At 60.9% G+C, this 20,570-nt stretch carries 19 protein-coding genes; 12 read left to right on the top strand and 7 right to left on the bottom strand.

What is annotated here, in order from left to right; translation table 11 throughout:
* Positions 1–253 precede the first annotated feature (253 nt).
* The 4 genes from BFP90_RS18510 (at position 254) to gcvH (ending at position 4,738) form a co-directional block, all read left to right on the top strand.
* Positions 254–1,258: an extracellular solute-binding protein gene (locus tag BFP90_RS18510; protein WP_065887027.1), complete on the top strand. Its 1,005-nt coding sequence runs from the start codon at positions 254–256 to the stop codon at positions 1,256–1,258.
* A gap of 187 nt (positions 1,259–1,445) precedes the next feature.
* The gene (locus BFP90_RS18515) at positions 1,446–3,062 is read left to right on the top strand and encodes an ABC transporter permease (RefSeq protein ID WP_065893893.1); all 1,617 of its coding nucleotides are present in this window, start codon (positions 1,446–1,448) and stop codon (positions 3,060–3,062) included.
* 156 nt (positions 3,063–3,218) lie between these two features.
* Positions 3,219–4,301: a glycine cleavage system aminomethyltransferase GcvT gene (gene gcvT, locus BFP90_RS18520; RefSeq protein ID WP_065897672.1), complete on the top strand. Its 1,083-nt coding sequence runs from the start codon at positions 3,219–3,221 to the stop codon at positions 4,299–4,301.
* A gap of 53 nt (positions 4,302–4,354) precedes the next feature.
* A complete protein-coding gene (gene gcvH, locus BFP90_RS18525) occupies positions 4,355–4,738 on the top strand; it encodes a glycine cleavage system protein GcvH (RefSeq protein WP_065887030.1) in 384 nt (127 codons plus the stop codon).
* 109 nt (positions 4,739–4,847) lie between these two features.
* On the opposite strand, the gene BFP90_RS18530 is transcribed toward gcvH, so the two are convergent.
* From BFP90_RS18530 to BFP90_RS18555, 6 genes are all read right to left on the bottom strand, one after another.
* Positions 4,848–5,990 carry a DegT/DnrJ/EryC1/StrS family aminotransferase gene (locus tag BFP90_RS18530; protein WP_065887031.1) on the bottom strand — a complete coding sequence of 381 codons (1,143 nt, stop codon included), beginning with the start codon at positions 5,988–5,990 and terminating at the stop codon, positions 4,848–4,850.
* A gap of 157 nt (positions 5,991–6,147) precedes the next feature.
* Positions 6,148–6,462, bottom strand: coding sequence for a DUF2388 domain-containing protein (locus BFP90_RS18535; protein ID WP_057723397.1), 315 nt, complete (start codon positions 6,460–6,462; stop codon positions 6,148–6,150).
* Between the two features lie 68 nt (positions 6,463–6,530).
* Complete coding sequence (locus BFP90_RS18540) at positions 6,531–6,977, bottom strand: NfeD family protein (protein ID WP_065887032.1); 447 nt, start codon at positions 6,975–6,977, stop codon at positions 6,531–6,533.
* A gap of 10 nt (positions 6,978–6,987) precedes the next feature.
* Entirely contained in the window at positions 6,988–7,908 is a 921-nt protein-coding gene (locus BFP90_RS18545) for an SPFH domain-containing protein (protein WP_003176797.1), read from the bottom strand.
* 77 nt (positions 7,909–7,985) lie between these two features.
* Complete coding sequence (locus tag BFP90_RS18550) at positions 7,986–9,668, bottom strand: GspE/PulE family protein (RefSeq protein WP_065897673.1); 1,683 nt, start codon at positions 9,666–9,668, stop codon at positions 7,986–7,988.
* Positions 9,669–9,700: 32 nt separating this feature from the next.
* Positions 9,701–10,084, bottom strand: coding sequence for a hypothetical protein (locus BFP90_RS18555; RefSeq protein ID WP_065893889.1), 384 nt, complete (start codon positions 10,082–10,084; stop codon positions 9,701–9,703).
* A gap of 127 nt (positions 10,085–10,211) precedes the next feature.
* Here BFP90_RS18555 and BFP90_RS18560 point away from each other — a divergent pair, with 127 nt between their 5' ends.
* Positions 10,212–10,682, top strand: a complete 471-nt coding sequence (locus BFP90_RS18560; protein ID WP_043046970.1) for an Lrp/AsnC family transcriptional regulator — start codon at positions 10,212–10,214, stop codon at positions 10,680–10,682.
* A gap of 84 nt (positions 10,683–10,766) precedes the next feature.
* On the opposite strand, the gene BFP90_RS18565 is transcribed toward BFP90_RS18560, so the two are convergent.
* On the bottom strand, positions 10,767–12,134 hold the full coding sequence (locus BFP90_RS18565; protein WP_065887036.1) for a CYTH domain-containing protein: 1,368 nt from the start codon (positions 12,132–12,134) through the stop codon (positions 10,767–10,769).
* A 157-nt stretch (positions 12,135–12,291) separates the two neighbouring features.
* Between BFP90_RS18565 and argE the strand changes: the two genes are divergently transcribed.
* The 7 genes from argE to ssuD all read left to right on the top strand — a co-directional run.
* The gene (gene argE / locus BFP90_RS18570) at positions 12,292–13,440 is read left to right on the top strand and encodes an acetylornithine deacetylase (RefSeq protein WP_065897674.1); all 1,149 of its coding nucleotides are present in this window, start codon (positions 12,292–12,294) and stop codon (positions 13,438–13,440) included.
* A gap of 135 nt (positions 13,441–13,575) precedes the next feature.
* On the top strand, positions 13,576–14,874 hold the full coding sequence (gene argA, locus BFP90_RS18575; protein WP_065893887.1) for an amino-acid N-acetyltransferase: 1,299 nt from the start codon (positions 13,576–13,578) through the stop codon (positions 14,872–14,874).
* Between the two features lie 584 nt (positions 14,875–15,458).
* Entirely contained in the window at positions 15,459–16,802 is a 1,344-nt protein-coding gene (locus BFP90_RS18580) for an OprD family porin (protein WP_065887039.1), read from the top strand.
* Between the two features lie 272 nt (positions 16,803–17,074).
* The gene (locus BFP90_RS18585; RefSeq protein WP_065887040.1) at positions 17,075–17,713 is read left to right on the top strand and encodes a peroxiredoxin; all 639 of its coding nucleotides are present in this window, start codon (positions 17,075–17,077) and stop codon (positions 17,711–17,713) included.
* A 324-nt stretch (positions 17,714–18,037) separates the two neighbouring features.
* Entirely contained in the window at positions 18,038–18,631 is a 594-nt protein-coding gene (ssuE, locus tag BFP90_RS18590; protein ID WP_057723407.1) for an NADPH-dependent FMN reductase, read from the top strand.
* Positions 18,632–18,727: 96 nt separating this feature from the next.
* Complete coding sequence (locus BFP90_RS18595; protein WP_065887041.1) at positions 18,728–19,696, top strand: sulfonate ABC transporter substrate-binding protein; 969 nt, start codon at positions 18,728–18,730, stop codon at positions 19,694–19,696.
* A 25-nt stretch (positions 19,697–19,721) separates the two neighbouring features.
* On the top strand, positions 19,722–20,570 hold an 849-nt coding region (gene ssuD, locus BFP90_RS18600; RefSeq protein ID WP_065897675.1), incomplete at its 3' end, for an alkanesulfonate monooxygenase.

The following is a 20,570-nucleotide window of genomic DNA, read 5'->3' on the forward strand; positions in this document are numbered from 1 at the left end:
ACGGATTCAAGCCTGCGTTCGGCCAGCGTGGTTTAACGGGGCGCCTAGGATCAAAAGCAGATCAAGAGCGACTCGCTTCGCATCGTGGTTACGGTTGGGCGCTGCTGGGTTGTGTAGATACCTATGCCCCGATGAGGCCGCCAGCCCTCACACATACCTCAAACCGTGCAACATCTGGTAACGCCTCCATCAAGCGTTACCAAATGTGAGTCCTTATCATTTGCGCACTTTTTGCAAATGAGAGACCGCACCCATGTTGGCATCCAAGCGCCTCCTGACTGCCCTGGCACTCACCCTGATCGGCAGCGCCACCGCGCAGGCCGCCGACGAAGTGGTGGTCTACTCCTCGCGCATCGACGAACTGATCAAGCCGGTGTTCGACGCCTATACCCGCAAGACCGGCGTACAGGTGAAGTTCATCACCGACAAGGAAGCCCCGCTGATGCAGCGCATCAAGGCCGAGGGCGAAAATGCCACCGCTGACCTGCTGCTCACCGTCGACGCCGGCAACCTCTGGCAGGCCGAGCAGATGGGCATCCTGCAGCCGTTCACCTCCGAGGTGATCGACAAGAATATTCCGCTGCAATACCGCTCCTCGGCCCATGCGTGGACCGGGTTGAGCCTGCGCGCGCGCACCATCGCCTATTCCACCGACCGGGTAAAACCGGGCGACCTGACCACCTACGAAGCCCTGGCCGACAAACAGTGGGAAGGCCGCCTGTGCCTGCGCACGGCGAAAAAGGTCTATAACCAGTCCCTGACCGCCACGCTGATCGAGACCCACGGCGCGGCCAAGACCGAAGAAATCGTCAAAGGCTGGGTGAATAACCTGTCTACCGACGTGTTCTCCGACGATATCGCCGTGCTGGAGGCGATCAACGCCGGGCAATGCGACGTGGGTATCGTCAACACTTACTACTACGGTCGCCTGCACAAGCAGAAGCCGGACCTGGCGGTGAAGCTGTTCTGGCCGAACCAGGGCGACCGTGGCGTGCATGTGAACCTGTCGGGCATTGGCTTGACCAAACACGCGCCACACCCGGCAGCGGCCAAGGCCCTGGTGGAATGGATGACCACGCCCGAGGCGCAGAAGATCTTCGCCGACGTGAACCAGGAGTTCCCGGCCAACCCGGCGGTACCGCCGTCGGCCGAAGTGGCGACCTGGGGCAAATTCGTGGCCGATACCTTGCCGGTGGAAGTGGCGGGCAAGCGTCAGGCCGAGGCGATCCGCTTGATGGACCGCGCCGGTTGGAACTGAGTTTCTAAATCGTTAAAGCTTTTTGTAGGAGCGAGCTTGCTCGCGAAAAACTCACAGGCACCGCGTTCATTCAGGAAGCGCGCGTTATCGTTGACGTTTTTCGCGAGCAAGCTCGCTCCTACAGACGGCCACCTCCCGCACTGTTTTATGTCTGCTGTCAGACAGTCCATTCCCAGGGAATTTGCTCTTGGCCCACCCCGCCCAACGCCGCTGGTACCTGCCGGTCTTCACCGTCGCCGCCCTGGTGCTGCTGCCGCTGAGCGTGCTGTTGCTGTCCTGGCAAAGCATCGATCAACAAATCTGGTCCCACCTGTGGGACACGCAGATGCCTCGCTTACTGGGCAACACCTTGACCCTGGTACTCGGCGTCGGCGTTGGCGTGACCTTGCTGGGGGTGAGCCTGGCCTGGCTGACCAGCCTCTGCGAGTTCCCGGGACGGCGCTGGCTGGATTGGGCGTTGATGCTGCCCTTTGCGATTCCGGCCTATGTGCTGGCCTTCGTGTTCGTAGGACTGCTGGACTTTGCAGGCCCGGTGCAGACCCTGCTGCGCGAAGGGTTCGGCGCGGGGCTGCGCCTGCCCCGCGTGCGCTCCACCAGCGGCGTGATCATCGTCCTGGTGCTGGTGTTCTACCCCTATGTCTATCTGCTGGCGCGTTCGGCATTCCTGGCCCAGGGCAAGGGCTTGATGGAAGCGGCACGGGTGCTGGGCCAGTCGCCGTGGCAGGCGTTCTGGCGCGTGGCGCTGCCCATGGCGCGGCCGGCGATTGGTGCCGGTGTCGCCTTGGCCCTGATGGAAACCCTGGCGGATTTTGGTGCGGTCTCGGTGTTCAATTTCGACACGTTCACCACCGCCATCTATAAAACCTGGTATGGCTTTTTCAGCCTGTCCAGCGCCGCCCAACTGGCCAGCCTGTTGTTGCTGGTGGTGATGCTGGTGCTGTATGGCGAGCGGCGCGCGCGGGGAGCGAGCCGGCCCGGCAACGAGCGCCCGCGCAGCAAGGCGCTGTATCACCTGCGTGGGCTCAAGGCGGCCGCGGCCAGCGGTTGGTGTGGCCTGGTGTTCGCCTGCGCGTTTGTGATCCCGATGCTACAACTGGTGGCCTGGTTCTGGCAGCGCGGCCGCTTCGATCTGGATGAGCGCTACACCGGCCTGATCGTGCATACGCTGTACCTGGGTGGGATAGCGGCGCTGGTGACTGTCAGCGTGGCGCTGATACTGGCGTTCGCCAACCGCCTGGCGCCGACGCGGGCGATCCGCTCCGGCATCAGCCTGGCGAATGTCGGTTATGCCTTGCCCGGGTCGGTGTTGGCGGTGTCGATCATGTTGGCCTTCAGCTATCTGGACCGCGAACTGGTGGTGCCGCTGTCGGGCTGGCTGGGCGGCGCGGGCAAGCCGTTGCTGCTGGGCAGCCTGTCGGCGCTGGTGCTGGCGTATCTGGTGCGATTCCTGGCGGTCGCCTACGGGCCTCTGGAAAACAGCCTGGCGCGTATTCGCCCGTCGTTGCCCGAGGCCGCACGCAGCCTGGGCGTGAGTGGGCCACAACTGTTTTGCAAGGTGTATCTGCCGCTGTTGCTGCCCGGCACCCTGAGCGCGGCGCTGCTGGTGTTTGTCGATGTGCTCAAGGAAATGCCCGCCACCTTGCTGATGCGCCCGTTTGGCTGGGACACCCTGGCGGTGCGCATCTTTGAAATGACCAGTGAAGGGGAATGGGCGCGGGCCTCGCTGCCGGCGTTGACCCTGGTGCTGGTCGGGTTGCTGCCGGTCATCGGGTTGATCCGACGCTCCGCACGACAAATCGGCTAGGTGCCAGTCCTACAGCTTGCGGCTACAATGCGCGGCATTCGGTGTGCTCCGTCTTTCGGATCGACCTGCTGTATGTGGCTGCGGGCCTTGTCGTTCAAGGTGTTCGGCGCAAGTGGCAGCTCTGCGCACCTTCGCCAAGCCCGGAAGGAGAAACCCATGGGACAGCGTACGCCTCTGTATGACCTGCATCTCGCCCTCGGCGCGAAAATGGTCGATTTTGGCGGTTGGGATATGCCTTTGCATTACGGCTCGCAAGTTGAGGAGCACCATCAGGTGCGGCGCGACTGCGGGGTGTTTGATGTATCTCATATGACCGTGATCGATGTCACCGGCCCCCAGGCCAAGGAATGGCTCCAGCACCTGCTGGCCAATGATGTCGATCGATTGCACGGCTGCGGCCGCGCGTTGTACAGCGCCATGCTCAACGAGCAGGGCGGGGTGGTGGACGACATGATCGTCTACCGTACCGAAACCGGTTACCGACTGGTGGTCAACGCCGCCACCCGTGATCAGGACATGGCCTGGATGCAGGCGCAACTGGGCAGCTATCAGGTGCAACTGCAGGAGCGCTCCGAGCTGGCCATGCTCGCCATTCAAGGTCCTCACGCGCGGCAGAAGATCGCCGAACTGGTGACCCAGTCCCGTGGCACCCTGATCCATCAGCTCAAACCGTTCGAAGGCCAGGCCGACGGCGACTGGTTTATCGCCCGCACCGGTTACACCGGCGAAGACGGCCTGGAAATTGTCCTGCCTGCGGACCAGGCGCCGGGTTTTTTCAACGACCTGGTGGGCGCCGGAATTTCCCCCATCGGCCTCGGCGCGCGCGATACTTTGCGCCTGGAGGCCGGCATGAACCTGTATGGTCAGGATATCCACCAGCAGGTGTCGCCCCTGGCGGCCAACATGGCCTGGAGCATCGCCTGGGAACCGGCAGGGCGCAATTTTATCGGCCGCGCCGCGCTGGAAGCGGAAAAAGCGGCCGGTGTGCAGTTCAAATTGGTCGGGCTGGTCCTGGAAGAACGTGGGGTTCTGCGTGCTCACCAGGTGGTTCGTATCGCCAATGTTGGCGAAGGGGAGATCACCAGTGGTAGTTTCTCACCTACGCTAAGCAAATCCATTGCCCTGGCGCGTGTACCGACAGCGACTGCCGACCGGGCCGAAGTGGAAATCCGCGGCAAGTGGTACCCGGTTCGAGTGGTCAAGCCGACCTTCGTCCGCCATGGCAAAACCTTGATCTAACTATTTTCCGGCGGGCCACCGGCCGCTGACATTTCTTCTTGAGGACACAGACTATGAGCAATATCCCTGCCGACCTGCGTTTTGCCGAAAGTCATGAGTGGGCCCGTCTGGAAGCCGACGGCAGCGTGACCGTCGGGATCTCCGACCATGCTCAGGAAGCGTTGGGCGATGTGGTGTTTGTTGAGCTGGCCGAGGTGGGTGCCACATTTGAAGCCCAGGGCCAGGCAGGTGTGGTTGAGTCGGTGAAGGCGGCTTCGGACATCTATGCCCCGGTTGCAGGCGAGGTGATTGCGGTCAACGAAGAGTTGAGCGGCAGTCCTGAGCTGTTGAACTCCGACCCTTACGGCGCCTGGATCTTCAAGCTCAAGCCAAGCAACGCAGCTGATCTGGAGAAATTGCTGGACGCTGCCGGCTACAAAGCCGCTATCGGCGAGTAACACAGAACCCAATGTGGGAGGGGGCTTGCCCCCGATGGCGGAGTGTCAGTCTCCTCATCAGTGGCTGACCCACCTCAATCGGGGGCAAGCCCCCTCCCACATTAATTGATCAGCCTGCTTTCAATACCGTTTTGACCGCCGCCACAGCCCGCTCCACATCCGCCTCCGTCATCGCCGTGAACATCGGCAACGACACGATCAATCGCCCAACACGCTCCGCCACCGGGAACATCCCTTCCTTGAAGCCCTGTGCCCGATACAGGCTCAGCAGGTGGATGGGCGGGTAGTGATAGCCAATGCCGACGCCAAGGGCCTGCATCTGCTCCATAAACGTAGCGCGGGCGGGCAGACCATCCTGACGCTCCGGCAATACCAGTTGGAACAGGTGCCAGTTGCTGTTTTCGAAGTCCGCCGGCGGCAGTTGCGCGCCGTACTGTTGTTCAAAATCACTGCCGAAGCATTCGAAGTAGTGGCGTGCCAGGTTCTGGCGATGGGCGGTGATCTTCTCGATGTGGGCAAATTGCCCGAGGCCGATGGCAGCGGCGATATCGGTCATGTTGAACTTGCCGCCCAGCACGTCCACATCCAGGCCGTCGAAACCGCTGCGGGTCACGCCTTGCAGGCGGTATTTCTCGGCCAGGCGGGCTTCTTCGGCGTTGTTCAGCACCAGGCAGCCGCCTTCGGATGAAGTGATGTTCTTGTTCGCCTGGAAGCTGAACGACACGAAGTCGCCGGTAGCGCCGATGCGTTCGCCGTCCCAACTGGACCCGAGCGCCTGGGCGGCATCCTCGACGATGCGCAGCTTGTACTTGTTGGCCAGCGCATAGAGCATCGGCATATCCAGGGGCAAACCGGCCAGGTAGACCGGGATGATTGCCTTGGTGCGTGGAGTGATCGCCGCTTCAACCTGAGCCAGATCGATGTTGCGGGTGACCGGGTCGATATCGGCAAAGACCGGGGTGGCGCCCACCTCGAGGATGACGTTGGCTGTGGCGACCCAGGAGATCGGCGTCGTGATGACTTCATCCCCAGGCCCGATACCGGCGATGCGCAAGGCAATTTCCATGGTGCAGGTGCCGGAGTTGAAGGTGCGCACCGGGCGGCCGCCAAAGTATTCCGACAACTGCGCTTCGAATGCCTGCACCTTCGGCCCACTGGTGATCCAGCCGGAACGCAGGACATCGCCGACCGCCGAGATCGTGGCTTCGTCAATGGTAGGTTTGGAGAACGGCAGGAAAGGCTGTTGGCTCATGACGAAGAAGGCATCCGGTAGGCGATGAGTGATGGACGTGTGAGTCCTGCATGGTTGCACGGCTCGACTGAATATAGCCTGTCGCCCGTGAACGATTCGTCATGTTGCAGGCAAAAAAATGCCGCTTGAAAAAGCGGCATTCTTTACGCTGTAGTCGTTACTCGGTAACAGCGTTCTTCGCGAGGATGGCGTTGGCCAGCTCCATGTCCGTGGCCTGCAGGCCAGGGTTGTCGGCGCGCACTTTCTGCATGGCCGCCTCCAGATACGGGCCGCGGATGCCGCCGTCGCTGGCGACGAAGCTGCCGGCGTCATCCTGGGCGGCGACGACCATTTTGTGGTCCTTGAAGGTCAGGTAGGTCGAGCCGGTGGTGGCGCCCGACGAGATGACATTACGCCAGAAGCTGTCGGCCATGGCTGAGCCGACAGGGAGGGAGAGCACAGCGAGGGTTGCGACAGCATATTTAAGACGCATGATGGGTGACTCCGGTGGGTTATCTGTACGTTTTGATTGTAGTTAACCTTATCCAGTTCCATCACTGACTAAACAGTTTCAACCTTTAAAACCACGCCATCCTGCCCAATCACGCGGACTTGAGCGCCTACAGGGGCATCGGTACCGGTGACCATCCATACGCCATCGCCGACCTTGACCTTGCCCCTGCCGTCCACTATCGCCTGATGCACCACGAACGTGCGCCCGACCAGCTCTGAGCCGCGCTCGTTCAAGCCGGGCTGGTCGCTGGCCTTGGCGCTGCTGCGTTGGCGTCGCCACCAGTACACGGCCGTCAATATCGACAACAGGGCGAACAGCAGCAGTTGCCACTCAAGTCCAAGGGGCGGGACGATAAACTTGATCACGCCCACGGCCGCTGCGGCGATACCCATCCACAACAGGTAGCCTCCGGCACCGAACACCTCAAGAATCAACAACACGGTGCCCAGCGCCAACCAGTCCCAGAACGAAAGATGCTGCAGGAAATCCCACATGGTGGCGACCTCAGCCTTTCTTGTTGTCGAAGGTGGCTTTGACGATCTCGCCGATACCGCCCACGGCACCAATCACCTGGCTGGCTTCCAGCGGCATCAGGATAACCTTGCTGTTGTTGGCCGATGCCAGCTTGCCCAGGGCATCGATGTATTTCTGCGCGACGAAGTAGTTCACCGCCTGCACGTTGCCGGAGGCGATCGCTTCCGAGACCACCTGGGTCGCGCGGGCTTCAGCCTCGGCCTGACGTTCACGGGCTTCGGATTCGAGGAAGGCGGCCTGGCGGCTACCCTCTGCCTCGAGGATCTGCGCCTGTTTCTTGCCCTCGGCGGTAAGGATCGCCGAGGCTCGCAGGCCTTCGGCTTCGAGGATCTGCGCACGCTTGATCCGTTCGGCTTTCATTTGCCCGGACATGGCCGCCATGAGGTCGGCGGGCGGGCTGATGTCCTTGATTTCGATACGGGTGATCTTGATGCCCCACGGCGCCGTGGCTTCGTCGACGGTGCGCAGCAGCTTTTCGTTGATACCGTCGCGCTGGCTGAGCATGGCATCCAGCTCCATGGAACCGAGCACCGTACGGATATTGGTTTGCAGCAGGTTGCGAATGGCATGTTCGAGGTTGTTCACCTCATACGCGGCCTGGGCAGTGTTGACCACCTGGAAGAAGCACACGGCGTCAATCTGCACGGTGGCGTTGTCGGCGGTAATCACTTCCTGGGGCGGGATATCCAGCACGCTTTCCATCACGTTGATCTTGCGGCCGATGCGGTCCATGACCGGGATGATGATGTTCAGGCCGGGCTTGAGGGTGTTGGTATAGCGGCCGAAACGTTCGACGGTCCACTGGTAGCCCTGGGGCACCACCTTGAAACCCATGAACAGGATGGCAATGGCCAATCCCACGAAAAGAAGCAGTACGGTTCCGATCTGCATTGCGATTCCCTATCTGATGATGTCAGTGACACGACGTTCGGTCGATTGTAACGGTGTCGTCACGGATAAGGACGGTTTCATTGCCCAATGCTCAAAGGATTTGTTTCTGAATCCCCAGGGGTAACCCTGAGGACCTCCGCCAGCGTTGTCAGCCCCGCCTTCATCTTTTGCATGCCGGCCATCCGCAGGCTGTGCATGCCTTGCCCGAGTGCGGCATGGCGCAAGGCCTGAACGTCAGCGCCGGGGGTGATCAGCGCCTTGAGGGTTTCATCCAGGACCATGATCTCGTAAAGCCCGGCCCTGCCCCGATAGCCACTGTCGCGGCACTCTCCACACCCGACCGCTGCGTAGACGTCGGCCACGCCGCGTTTGCAATGGGGGCACAGCACGCGCACCAGGCGCTGTGCCATGACGCCTATCAGCGTCGCCTTGATCAAATAATGAGCGATGCCCAACTCCTGCAAGCGGCTGATGGCGCTCGGCGCATCGTTGGTGTGCAGCGTTGACAGCACCAGGTGCCCGGTCAGCGCTGCCTGGATCGCCATCTCGGCGGTCTCCTGGTCGCGAATCTCGCCGATCATGATGATGTCCGGGTCCTGGCGCAGCAACGCGCGGATACCGCTGGCGAAGGTCAGGTCGATGTTGTGCTGCACCTGCATCTGGTTGAATGCCGGCTCGACCATTTCGATGGGGTCCTCCACCGTGCACAGGTTGACCTCCCGGGTCGCCAGTTGCCTGAGGGTGCTGTAGAGCGTGCTGGTCTTGCCCGAGCCGGTGGGGCCGGTGACCAGAATGATGCCGTTGGCCTGTCGGGTCATGATCTGCCAGCGCTGCTGATCGTCGGCGGACAGCCCCAGTTGATCGAAATCCTTGAGCAGCACCTGGGGATCAAAAATGCGCATGACCAGCTTTTCGCCGAAGGCGGTGGGCAAGGTCGACAGGCGCAGTTCCACTTCAACGCCCGCCGTTTTCATGTTGATGCGCCCATCCTGGGGCTTGCGCTTTTCCGCCACATTCATACGCCCAAGGCTTTTCAGTCGGCTGACGACAGCTGTGGTGACCTGGGGCGGAAATTGGTAGACGTCATGCAACAGCCCGTCAATGCGAAAGCGCACACGCCCCTGTTCGCGGCAGGGCTCGATATGGATATCGCTGGCCCGTTGATCAAAGGCGTATTGCAACAGCCAGTCGACGATATTGACGATATGCGCGTCATCGGCATGCGGCTCGCTATCGCCGGCGCCCAGGCTGAGCCGTTCGACAGTACCGGGGGGCGCCATTTGCTGGTCGGCACCGCTGACCGATCTGGCCAGACGGTAAAATTCATTGATACAGCGCTGGAGGGTTTGGGGGTTGGCCACCACGCGCTTGATCGAGCGTTTGAGTACCTGGGACAGCCCGGCCTCCCAGCCGCTGACATGGGGCTGAGCGCTGGCAACCGTCACGCTGCGCGCATCCACGGCCACTGCAAGGATGGCGTGACGCTGGGCGAAGGCGTGGGACATCAGCGGCACCACCGTCGCCACGTCGATCTTCAGCGGGTCGATGCGCAGATAAGGCTGATCGACGTGCCGGGCCAGCCACTGCGTCAGTGTTTCCAGGCAGGGCCCTTGTGCGGCGATCGTTTCCAGCGGGTGCCGGGCGCTGGCAGGCGCGGACGATAGCTGTCGCGCCGTCTCTGGCGTAATCAGTTGCTGCTCGATCAATGCAGGCAGCAACTGTTGCAGTTCCAGAGGGCGATCTTGCAGGACGGGAGACATGGAGGTTCCTGGCGTCGGGGTGTAATCCCAGGCTAGCCAGCTTCTGAACATTCGCCCTGGGCGTGTATTGCAGGCTTTTGCCGAGAGGCTGCCACCACGGCGTGAGGCCGCGCGCTACCTGCCGGCCACAGCTCAACGGAACACACGCTGATCAGGTTTCGAAACTTTTCACCGATCACCTGGGCGCGATGCCAGCTCAGGCCTTCCATCACGATGTCGATATGCAGCAGGTCGTCTTGCCTGTTCACGATCACCTGGCTGGGCGTGAGAAATTGCAGCGCGAAGTAATTCAGTACCCGGCACAGCACGTCCGGTTCCGCCTCTGCAGCGATCCGATAATGGGCCTCGCACTGAAGGCTATCGACAGCCCACGCATCGGCGCGGGTGACAGGGTGGACGGTTTCGACGGCGTGCATGCTGACTCTCCAGATTCGACTGGAGAAATTTTTACATTCGCCTTCGGAGATTTCTTATCTAAGATGCGCATGAATCGCAGAAAATTGAATCAGTTAATTCAAGATAAGCGCCCTAGAAGGTATTTTTATGCACAGTGAGTTGGACGTGTATGACCGCCGTATCCTGGCCCTGCTGCAAGAGGACGCCTCGCTCTCCAGCGCGCAGATTGCCGAACAGGTCGGCCTGTCCCAGTCGCCCTGCTGGCGGCGCATCCAGCGGTTGAAGGAAGAAGGCGTGATTCGCGGCCAGGTGACGCTGCTGGACCGCAAGAAAATCGGCCTCAACACGCAGATCTTCGCCGAGGTCAAACTCAACGCCCACGGTCGATCCAACTTCACCGAGTTCACCGAGGCAATTCGTGGCTTTCCGGAAGTGCTGGAGTGTTACGTGCTGATGGGGGCGGTGGATTTTTTATTGCGCATTGTTGCGTCGGACATCGAGGCGTACGAGCGGTTTTTCTTTGACAAGTTGTCGATGGTGCCGGGGATTCAGGAGGTCAATTCGATTGTGGCTTTGTCGGAGATCAAGTCCACCACCAGCCTGCCAGTATTGCGCTGACAGAGGCGGCCTCATCGGGGGCAAGCCCCCTCCCACAGGGGAACGCAATCCAATGTGGGAGGGGGCTTGCCCCCGATGGCGATATTACAGGCGCAGCAAGGTCTTCCAGGCCCGATTCTGATACACCGCAATCGCCTGGTGCATCCGCGCATCCAGCGACTCATCGGTAATCGGCTGGTTGGCCAGGTGCGCCAGCTTGTTCAGCTCGCCGTACAAGCGGTCCAGTTCCGGGATGTCCACCACGTGGCGCGCATGGTGCAGCCAGGCCTGGATGCGTTCGATGCGCGGCAATTGCTCGGCCAGGTCTTCGGGCTGCTGCTGGTAACGCGGCAGTTGCAGGGCAACGGCGTCATCGGCCAACAGGCGCGGTAGCCAGTTGGTGATCTGCGCGGCGCCCTGACGGTTGCCACGCACGTTGCGCGCTTCGGTCCAGGTGCGGGCCAGCAGCCAGCGCGAGGTGTTCAGGGAGAACAGGCCCCAGCGCACATCCTGCAATTCTTCAACGAACTGCTCCGGTGCGGCTTTGCGAATGTCTTCATCGTCGTCACCGGCCTGGACCAGCGGGCGCCAGTCTTCCAGCAACGCATCGAGGGCACTGCGCAGCTCACTGGTGGATTGACGCGGCGCGGCCTGGCCGAGGCTGCCGATCAGGGCGCGCAATTCGCCGAGGTTCTCGACCCAATCCTGCAGCAGACGCCAGTGGCCATTGAAGCGATATTGCTCGGCCAGGCGCTGGCTGCTGCCCAGCAGGTGCCACATGATTGCGGCGAAGGCATCGTCCAACGGCATTTCGGCGTGAATCTGCGGTGCCGGCAGGCTCAGGGAATAGCTGCTGGCGTCGTACAGGCGATAGCCACGTTCGGCCTTGCTGATGTCACAGGGCATCAGCGCCAGGGTCGCTGCCAATTCTGCGGCCAGCTCCAGCAACGCTGCGGGCTCGCCTTCGCGCAGTTCCAGTTCCAGCTCGCAGATTTCTTCCTTCTGCTTGCCGACGACCACATGGCCCAGGTCCAGGGCGGCTTCGATCACCACCTTGGCCTTGCCGCGACCCCAGGCGATTTCGGCGCGTTCACGCACGAAGTCGGTGGTAAAGATCGGCTTGAGGGTCTTTTTGTCCAGCTCGGCCAGTTGCTCGGGCCAGCACTCGCCGTCGAGCTTCTTCACGTCGAGCTTGGCTTTGGGCAGGTCCCAGTTGTATTCGTTACGTTCCGACAAGCCGGCAACACTTTGGCCGCGGGTCTTGAGGGTCTGGATGATGTCGTCACCGTCCTTGCGCAGGCGCAGGGCCACCTTGGCCTGGGCCAGGTCGCGTTCGGGGGTGTCGAAGTACTGATTCATCAACTCACGGCGTTCCCAGCCACTTTTGTTGCGTTTTTTCAGTAGCGGGTGCTCACGCAGCGCGGCGAGTGTTTCGCGGCTGACGCGGAGCTTGATTTCGGTTTCTTTCTGCATGGCCGGAAAATCCAGGATCGGGAGCGCAGCCGGGGAAAAGTGTGGCTGCCAAGGTCGTGCAGTGTACAGGACTGAGCCCGGCAACGTGCCGCAACGGTTTATTGTGTCGTGCAGATGGCTCTATAGTGGGGCTCATCCGGGAAGTTGGAGACCGCGCATGCCGTTACCGTCCATGAAAGAGCAGTTTGCCGCGTTGATTGCCGCGCCGTCGGTCAGTTGCACTCAAGCGTCGCTGGATCAGACCAACCGCCCGGTGATCGATCTGCTCGCCACCTGGCTGGGCGACCTGGGCTTTGCCATCGACATCCAGCACGTCAGCCCCGGCAAATTCAACCTGCTGGCCAGCTTTGGCAGCGGCCCCGGCGGCCTGGTGCTGGCCGGTCACAGCGACACGGTGCCCTACGACGCGGCATTGTGGAAAACCGATCCGCTCAAGCTGACGGAAGTCGACGGCCGCTGGGTAGGACTGGGCAGTTGCGACATGAAGGGCTTCTTTGCCCTGGTCATCGAAGCCGTGTTGCCGCTGCTCGATCAACCGTTCAAGCAACCGCTGCTGATCCTCGCCACGTGCGATGAAGAAAGCTCCATGTCCGGCGCTCGGGCATTGGCCGAAGCCGGACGCCCGCTGGGCCGCGCAGCGGTGATCGGCGAGCCGACCGGGCTCAAGCCGGTCCGCCTGCACAAAGGCGTGATGATGGAGCGCATCGACATTCTTGGCCAAAGCGGCCATTCATCGGACCCGAGCCTGGGCCACAGCGCCCTGGAAGCCATGCACGACGCCATCGGCGAACTGCGCGGCCTGCGCCTGGCCTGGCAACGCGAATACCGCAACCCGCAGTTCAGCGTGCCGCAGCCGACCATGAACTTTGGCTGTATCCATGGCGGCGACAACCCCAACCGCATCTGCGGCCAATGCTCCCTGGAATTCGACCTGCGGCCGTTGCCGGGCATGGACCCGCAGGTTCTGCGCGCCGCCATCCGGCAGAAGCTGCAACCCCTGGCCGAGCGTCATCAGGTCAAGATCGACTACGCGCCGCTGTTCCCCGAAGTGCCGCCGTTCGAACAGCCGGAAGACGCCGAACTGGTGCGGGTCGCAGAGCGTTTGACCGGTCATCGCGCCGAAGCGGTGGCGTTCGGCACCGAAGCGCCTTATCTTCAGCGCCTTGGTTGCGAAACCCTGGTGCTAGGCCCTGGCGATATCGCCTGTGCGCACCAGCCGGGCGAATACCTCGAAATGTCACGCTTGACGCCTACAGTGCGTCTATTGCGGGAACTGATCGAACATTACTGCCTGAAACCCGCATAAATTAACCCCTGCCTGTTCGTACATAGAAGGAGAGTGAGCGTGTCGCCAAGCCTGTTCCGACGATAACCATCAGCCCGCTGTGCGCTTTCACGATTGATCCCTTTTTGGCTGCTTTTTATTACAGGCCCAGGTGTTATGCCCGACTACGTTAATTGGCTTCGTCACGCTTCGCCCTACATCAACGCTCACCGCGACTGCACCTTTGTGGTCATGCTGCCCGGCGATGGTGTGGAACACCCGAATTTCGGCAATATCGTCCACGACCTGGTGCTGTTGCACAGCCTGGGTGTGCGACTGGTACTGGTCCACGGCTCGCGTCCGCAAATCGAAGCCCGCCTTGAAGCGCGCGGCCTGGTTCCGGCTTATCACGACGGCTTGCGCATTACCGATGCGGCAACCCTGGAGTGCGTAATCGACGCGGTGGGGCACCTGCGTATCGCCATCGAAGCGCGTCTGTCCATGGACATGGCCTCATCGCCCATGCAGGGCTCGCGCCTGCGGGTGGCCAGCGGCAATCTGGTGACGGCGCGGCCAATCGGTGTGCTCGAAGGCGTGGACTATCACCACACCGGCGAAGTGCGCCGGGTCGACCGCAAAGGCATCGGCCGCCTGCTGGACGAGCGTTCCATCGTGCTGCTGTCGCCGTTGGGTTATTCGCCCACCGGTGAAATCTTCAACCTGGCCTGCGAAGACGTTGCCACCCGCGCCGCCATCGACCTGGGTGCCGACAAATTGCTGCTGTTCGGCGCCGATCTCGGTCTTATCGATGAAAACGGCCGCCTGGTGCGCGAGCTGCGACCGCAGCAAGTGCCGGCCCACCTGCAACGTCTGGGCAGCAACTACCAGGCCGAGCTGCTCGATGCCGCCGCCGAGGCCTGCCGTGGCGGAGTAGGGCGCAGCCATATTGTCAGCTATGTCGAAGACGGCGCCTTGCTCACCGAACTGTTCACCCGCGATGGCGGCGGTACGCTGGTCGCCCAGGAGCAATTCGAACTGGTGCGCGAAGCGGCGATCGAGGACGTCGGCGGTTTGCTCGACCTGATCAGCCCGCTGGAAGAGCAGGGCATCCTGGTGCGTCGCTCGCGCGAAGTGCTGGAGCGCGAGATCGAGCAGTTCAGCGTGGTCGAGCGCGAAGGGATGATCATCGCTTGCGCGGCGTTGTATCAGATCGCGGATTCGGATGCGGGTGAATTGGCGTGCCTGGCGGTGAATCCGGAATACCGCCATGGCGCGCGCGGCGATGTGTTGCTTGAGCGCATCCAGACCCGTGCCCGGGCCCAGGGCCTGAAGACCTTGTTCGTCCTCACCACCCGCACCGCCCACTGGTTCCGTGAACGCGGCTTTGTGCCGAGCAGCGTAGACCGCCTGCCGTCGGCGCGGGCATCGCTGTACAACTATCAGCGCAACTCGAAGATTTTCGAGAAGGCTTTGTAAACCCGGCCTGGCAGCCAATACCTATCCAAATGTGGGAGGGGGCTTGTCCCTTCCCACATTGGACCGCGTTTATCCCAACGCTTGATGCCCCTTCAGAAGCGTTGATATGTGCCGATAGCGTGTTCGTAGAGGCCGTCAGCCGTTGACATCAAAAGAAACTAATACCGATACAAAAACTGTAACAAATTGACGGAATGATGTGCCTTTGGCCATGATGGCGTCGCCTTTTTGATCATCAGTGACGTATGCAATGGAACGTCAACACTAATCGATCTAAAAAAGCAGTAAAAAATACCCTTTAGGAATTAGCTTGTGGACGGGGTCGTCTATCCTGACCAGCCTGTTTCACGAATTCGCTTATTCCTGGATCGTATGAAAAAGAATGAAATAATTCTTTTTGGGTGTATGAAAAACTCATTACCCTGCAGGGACCAAATCAACTGCTATTAGACGAAGGTAGTAGACACACAAGGTTACGATTGACTTGGTGGTCACTATCCGGCGCTAATCGCGCATCTGTTGGATCAAGGGCGTCAGACCCGAGACCAAAGAAATACAAAAATTAGAAATGAGAGGAGCGGTACATGAAGAAGTCCACCTTGGCTGTGGCTGTAGCGTTGGGCGCAATCGCCCAGCAAGCAGGCGCTGCCGGTTTCATCGAAGACAGCAAGGCCACACTGGGTCTGCGTAACTTCTATATCAACACCGATAACCGCGAAGGCACGGCTAACCCGAGCAAGAACGAAGAATGGGGCCAAGGCTTCGATCTGCGTTTCATCTCCGGTTATACCCAAGGCACCGTTGGCTTCGGTCTTGACGCTATCGGCCTGTTGGGTGTTCGCCTGGATTCCGGCGGCGGCACCAACGGCGCGACTGCCACGTCCTACGGCGGCACCATCTTCCCGAGCAAGTCCAATGGCGAAGCCGTTGATAACTACTCGAGCCTGGGCCTGACTGCCAAAGCCAAGATTTCCCAGACTGAATTGAAGCTGGGTACCTTGCAGCCCAAGCTGCCGGTTATCGTGACCAACGATGGTCGTCTGCTGCCGCAGACCTTCCAGGGTGGCCAGATCACCTCCAGCGACATCAAGGACCTGACCCTGGTCGCCGGCCAGATCGAAAAAGCCAAGGGCCGTAACTCCAGCAACAACGAAAGCCTGTCCATCTCCGGCGCCAACAGCCGTGGCGTGAACTGGCGTTCGAGCAACAAGTTCTACTACGCCGGTGGCGACTACAAGATCACCAAGGATCTGACCGCCCAGTACTACTACGGCAACCTGGAAGATTTCTACAAGCAGCACTTCCTGGGCCTGACGCACAACTGGGCCATCGGTCCGGGCGTGTTGAAGTCTGACCTGCGTTACTTCAACAGCTCCGACGACGGTAACAACGGCAACCAGTCCGCCTACTTCTCCACAGGCAACTACGGTGGCGTCAACTCCGGTCGCGGCAAAGTCGACAACAACCTGTACAGCGGCCTGTTCCTGTACTCCGTTGCCGGTCACACCTTCGGTGGTGGTTACCAGGTCAGCAACGGCAGCAGCGACTTCCCTTGGCTGAACCAGGGTGACGGCTCGTCGGCCTACATCACGACCGACATGCAGATCCAGAAGTTCGCCCGTGCCGGCGAGCGTACCTGGCAAGCTCGCTACTCCTATGACTTCGCCAAAGTCGGCGTACCTGGCCTGACCGCCGGTGTGGTTTACCTCAAAGGCGACCATATCGACACCGTTGCCAGCAACCGTACCGAGTTCACCGGCCAGTCCGAGTGGGAACGTGACATCACTGTTGCCTACGTCGTACCGGAAGGTCCGCTGAAAAACGTCGGCGTGGCATGGAAGAATGCTATGTGGCGCAGCGATATCGCCAACGCGCGTAACCAGGACGAAAACCGCTTGATCGTCAGCTACTCGATCCCGCTGTTGTAAGACTGTAAAACCTTGCCCGGCGCAATGCCGGGCAAGGTGTCTTGCTTTTCAAGTCGGGCTCAACCCCCGCAAGCCCTTCCTGAACCCTCTTTGTACAGCGTCTCAAGGCCTTCTCGAACCTTGAAGAAGATGGTGCTCTTCAGTGCTGATCACGTCCAATGAACAGATCTTTAATATTCCTTTATCGTCTAGATAAATCGATATTTATTCTTTTTAAAAATCCCCCTATGCATGCACAGTGGGCTCCATAAGCACTCATCAGGAGCCACACCATGAGCCTAAGACTGGGCGATATCGCCCCCGACTTCGAACAGGATTCCAGCGCCGGCAAGATTCGTTTCCACGAATGGCTGGGCGATAGCTGGGGTGTGTTGTTTTCCCACCCCGCGGACTTCACGCCGGTGTGCACCACCGAGTTGGGCTTCACCGCCAAGCTCAAGGATGAGTTCGCCCAGCGCGGCGTCAAGGCCATCGCGCTGTCGGTCGACCCGGTGGACTCGCACCACAAGTGGATCGAAGACATCAACGAAACCCAGGACACCGTCGTCAATTTTCCGATCCTGGCCGATGCCGACCGAAAGGTGTCCGATCTCTACGACCTGATCCACCCCAACGCCAGCGACACCCTCACCGTGCGCTCCCTGTTCGTGATTGACCCGAACAAGAAGATCCGCCTGACCATCACCTACCCGGCCAGCACCGGCCGTAATTTCCACGAAATCCTGCGGGTGATCGACTCGCTGCAGTTGACCGACAACCATAAGGTCGCCACACCGGCCAACTGGCAGGACGGCGATGACGTGGTGATCGTGCCATCGCTCAAGGACGAGGAAGAGATCAAGCAACGCTTTCCCAAGGGCTACCGTGCAGTGAAGCCATACCTGCGCCTGACGCCACAACCCAACCGTTAACACAGCTCAAACCTGGAAACAGGACCAGTGTGGGAGGGGGCTTGCCCCCGATAGCGGTGGATCAGGTGAAAATTTGGTAACTGACACACCGTAATCGGGGGCAAGCCCCCTCTCACATGTTGAGCGCATTTCAAGCAGGGGTTTTCAGGCCATTTCGATGGCCTTTTTTTTCGCGTGGCGATCTGTTTTCCGCATATGTTTTTATGGAATAAACAAATGAATAAATAAGATTTAAAGATATATTAATCTGCTGCTAAGGTCTGTTCCACCTTGGCGTCATCGCTGCACAGCGAACCGCCGACACTTGCGTAAGGAATTCCCTACATGCTGGTCGTAACACTTGGAGGCAGTCCCAGTCAGCGTTCCCGCTCCGGGGTTTTGCTGGAGAAAACCCGTCAATGGCTGCAGGACCAGGGCGTGGAAGTGGTGAGTTACCAGATCCGTGACTTCCCGGCCGAAGACCTGCTGCATGCGCGGTTCGACAGCCCCAAGGTCATCGACCTGTTGCAGCAGGTGGCGAATGCCGATGGCCTGGTGATCGCCACGCCGGTGTACAAGGCCTCGTTCTCCGGTGCGCTGAAGACGGTACTCGACTTGCTGCCCGAGCGGGCCCTGGCCCACAAGGTGGTGTTGCCGATGGCCACCGGCGGCAGCATCGCGCACATGCTGGCGGTGGATTACGCCCTCAAGCCGGTGTTGTCGGCGCTGAAGGCGCAGGAATTGCTCCACGGGATTTTTGCCGAAGACAGCCAGATCGCCTACGGCGAAGGCAGTGCCCAGGCGCAGTTGGTGCCGGTGCTTGAACAGCGTCTGCAGGAAGCCCTGGAGCAGTTTTACAGCGCCATGGCCCGCCGCCCGAAGCCGCTGGACCCGCATGTACTGAATGAACGCTTGTTGAGTGCTCGCTGGAGCATTTGAGCCTTACCCCGACATCTGGAAACACTCACCTTACTCAGCCGCCAACGGCCAAGCAGGTGCAGCCACTACCCCATTCGCATATTTGGAGAGAGCGCCATGCGCACTGTCATTTTGCGTCGCGGTCTGGTCGCACTGTTTGCTGCGGCTGTGTCCTTCGGCGCCATCGTTCAAGCCCACGCCGCAGACACCCTGCGGATCGGTTATCAGAAGTACGGCACGCTGGTGCTGCTCAAGGCCAAGGGCTCGCTGGAAAAGCGCCTGGCTGCGCAGGGCGTGCAGGTGCAATGGACCGAGTTCCCCGGTGGCCCGCAACTGCTTGAGGGCCTGAATGTCGGCTCCATCGACTTTGGCGTCACCGGCGAAACCCCACCGGTGTTCGCCCAGGCCGCCGGTGCGGATCTGCTTTACGTGGCCTATGAGCCACCGGCGCCGACCAGTGAAGCGATCCTGGTGCCCAAAGACTCTACGATCAAGTCGGTGGCTGAGCTCAAGGGTAAAACCGTCGTCCTGAACAAAGGCTCCAACGTGCATTACCTGCTGGTGCGTGCCCTGCAAGACGCCGGCCTCAACTACACCGACGTGAAAACCGTGTTCCTGCCGCCCGCCGATGCCCGCGCCGCGTTCGAGCGCGGCAGCGTGGACGCCTGGGTGATCTGGGACCCGTACCAGGCCGCCGCCGAGAAACAGCTGCAAGCGCGCACCCTGCGCGACGGCACCGGTATTGCCGACAACCACCAGTTCTACCTGGCCACCAAGCCTTACGCCGAACAGCATCCCGAGGTGATCAAGGCGCTGGTGGAAGAAGTGCGCGCCGTGGGCGAATGGTCCAAGGCTAACCCGCAGCAAGTGACTGACCAGGTCGCGCCGCTGCTCGGCCTGCCGGCTGATATCACCCTGACCTCGGTGAAACGCCAGGGCTACGGCGCACTGTTCCTGACGCCGGAAGTGGTCGCGGCCCAGCAGAAAATCGCCGACACCTTCTACCAGCTCAAATTGATTCCCAAGCCCTTGAGCATCAAGGACGTGATCTGGACCCCACCCGCCGCTGTTGCCAAAGCGCCGTAATCCGACTTCTTCAGGAGACAACTCCATGAGCCTCAATATTTTCTGGTTCCTGCCTACCCACGGCGACGGTCATTACCTCGGCACCGCCGAAGGCGCTCGCGCCGTCGATCACGGTTACCTGCAACAAGTGGCACAGGCCGCCGACCGCCTGGGCTTCGGCGGGGTGTTGATCCCGACCGGGCGCTCCTGCGAAGACTCCTGGCTGGTGGCGGCCTCGCTGATCCCCGTGACCCAGCGTCTGAAATTTCTTGTCGCGCTGCGCCCCGGGATCATTTCCCCGACGGTAGCCGCACGTCAGGCCGCGACCCTGGATCGCCTCTCCGGCGGCCGCGCACTGTTCAACCTGGTCACCGGCGGTGACCCGGAGGAACTGGCCGGCGACGGCTTGTTCCTCAGTCACGAAGAGCGCTACCAGGCCTCGGTGGAATTCACCCGCATCTGGCGCCGCGTGCTTGAAGGCGAAACCGTGGATTACGACGGCGAGCACATCAGCGTCAAGGGCGCCAAATTGCTCTACCCGCCGGTCCAGCAGCCACGCCCGCCGCTGTATTTTGGCGGGTCGTCCGAGGCGGCCCAGGACCTGGCGGCCGAACAAGTTGAAATGGTGCTGACCTGGGGCGAACCACCGGCAGCGGTGGCGGAAAAGATCGCGCAGGTGCGGGCCAAGGCCGACAAGCTCGGGCGCACCCTGCGCTTCGGCATTCGCTTGCATGTGATCGTGCGTGAAACCAACGAGGAGGCCTGGAAAGCCGCCGATAAACTGATCTCCCACTTGGACGACGACACCATCGCCCGCGCCCAGGCGTCCCTGGCGCGCTTCGACTCGGTGGGCCAGCAGCGCATGGCGGCCTTGCATGGCGGCAGCCGCGACAAC

Source organism: Pseudomonas sp. 24 E 13 (assembly GCF_900004715.1).
GTDB lineage: Bacteria > Pseudomonadota > Gammaproteobacteria > Pseudomonadales > Pseudomonadaceae > Aquipseudomonas > Aquipseudomonas orientalis_A.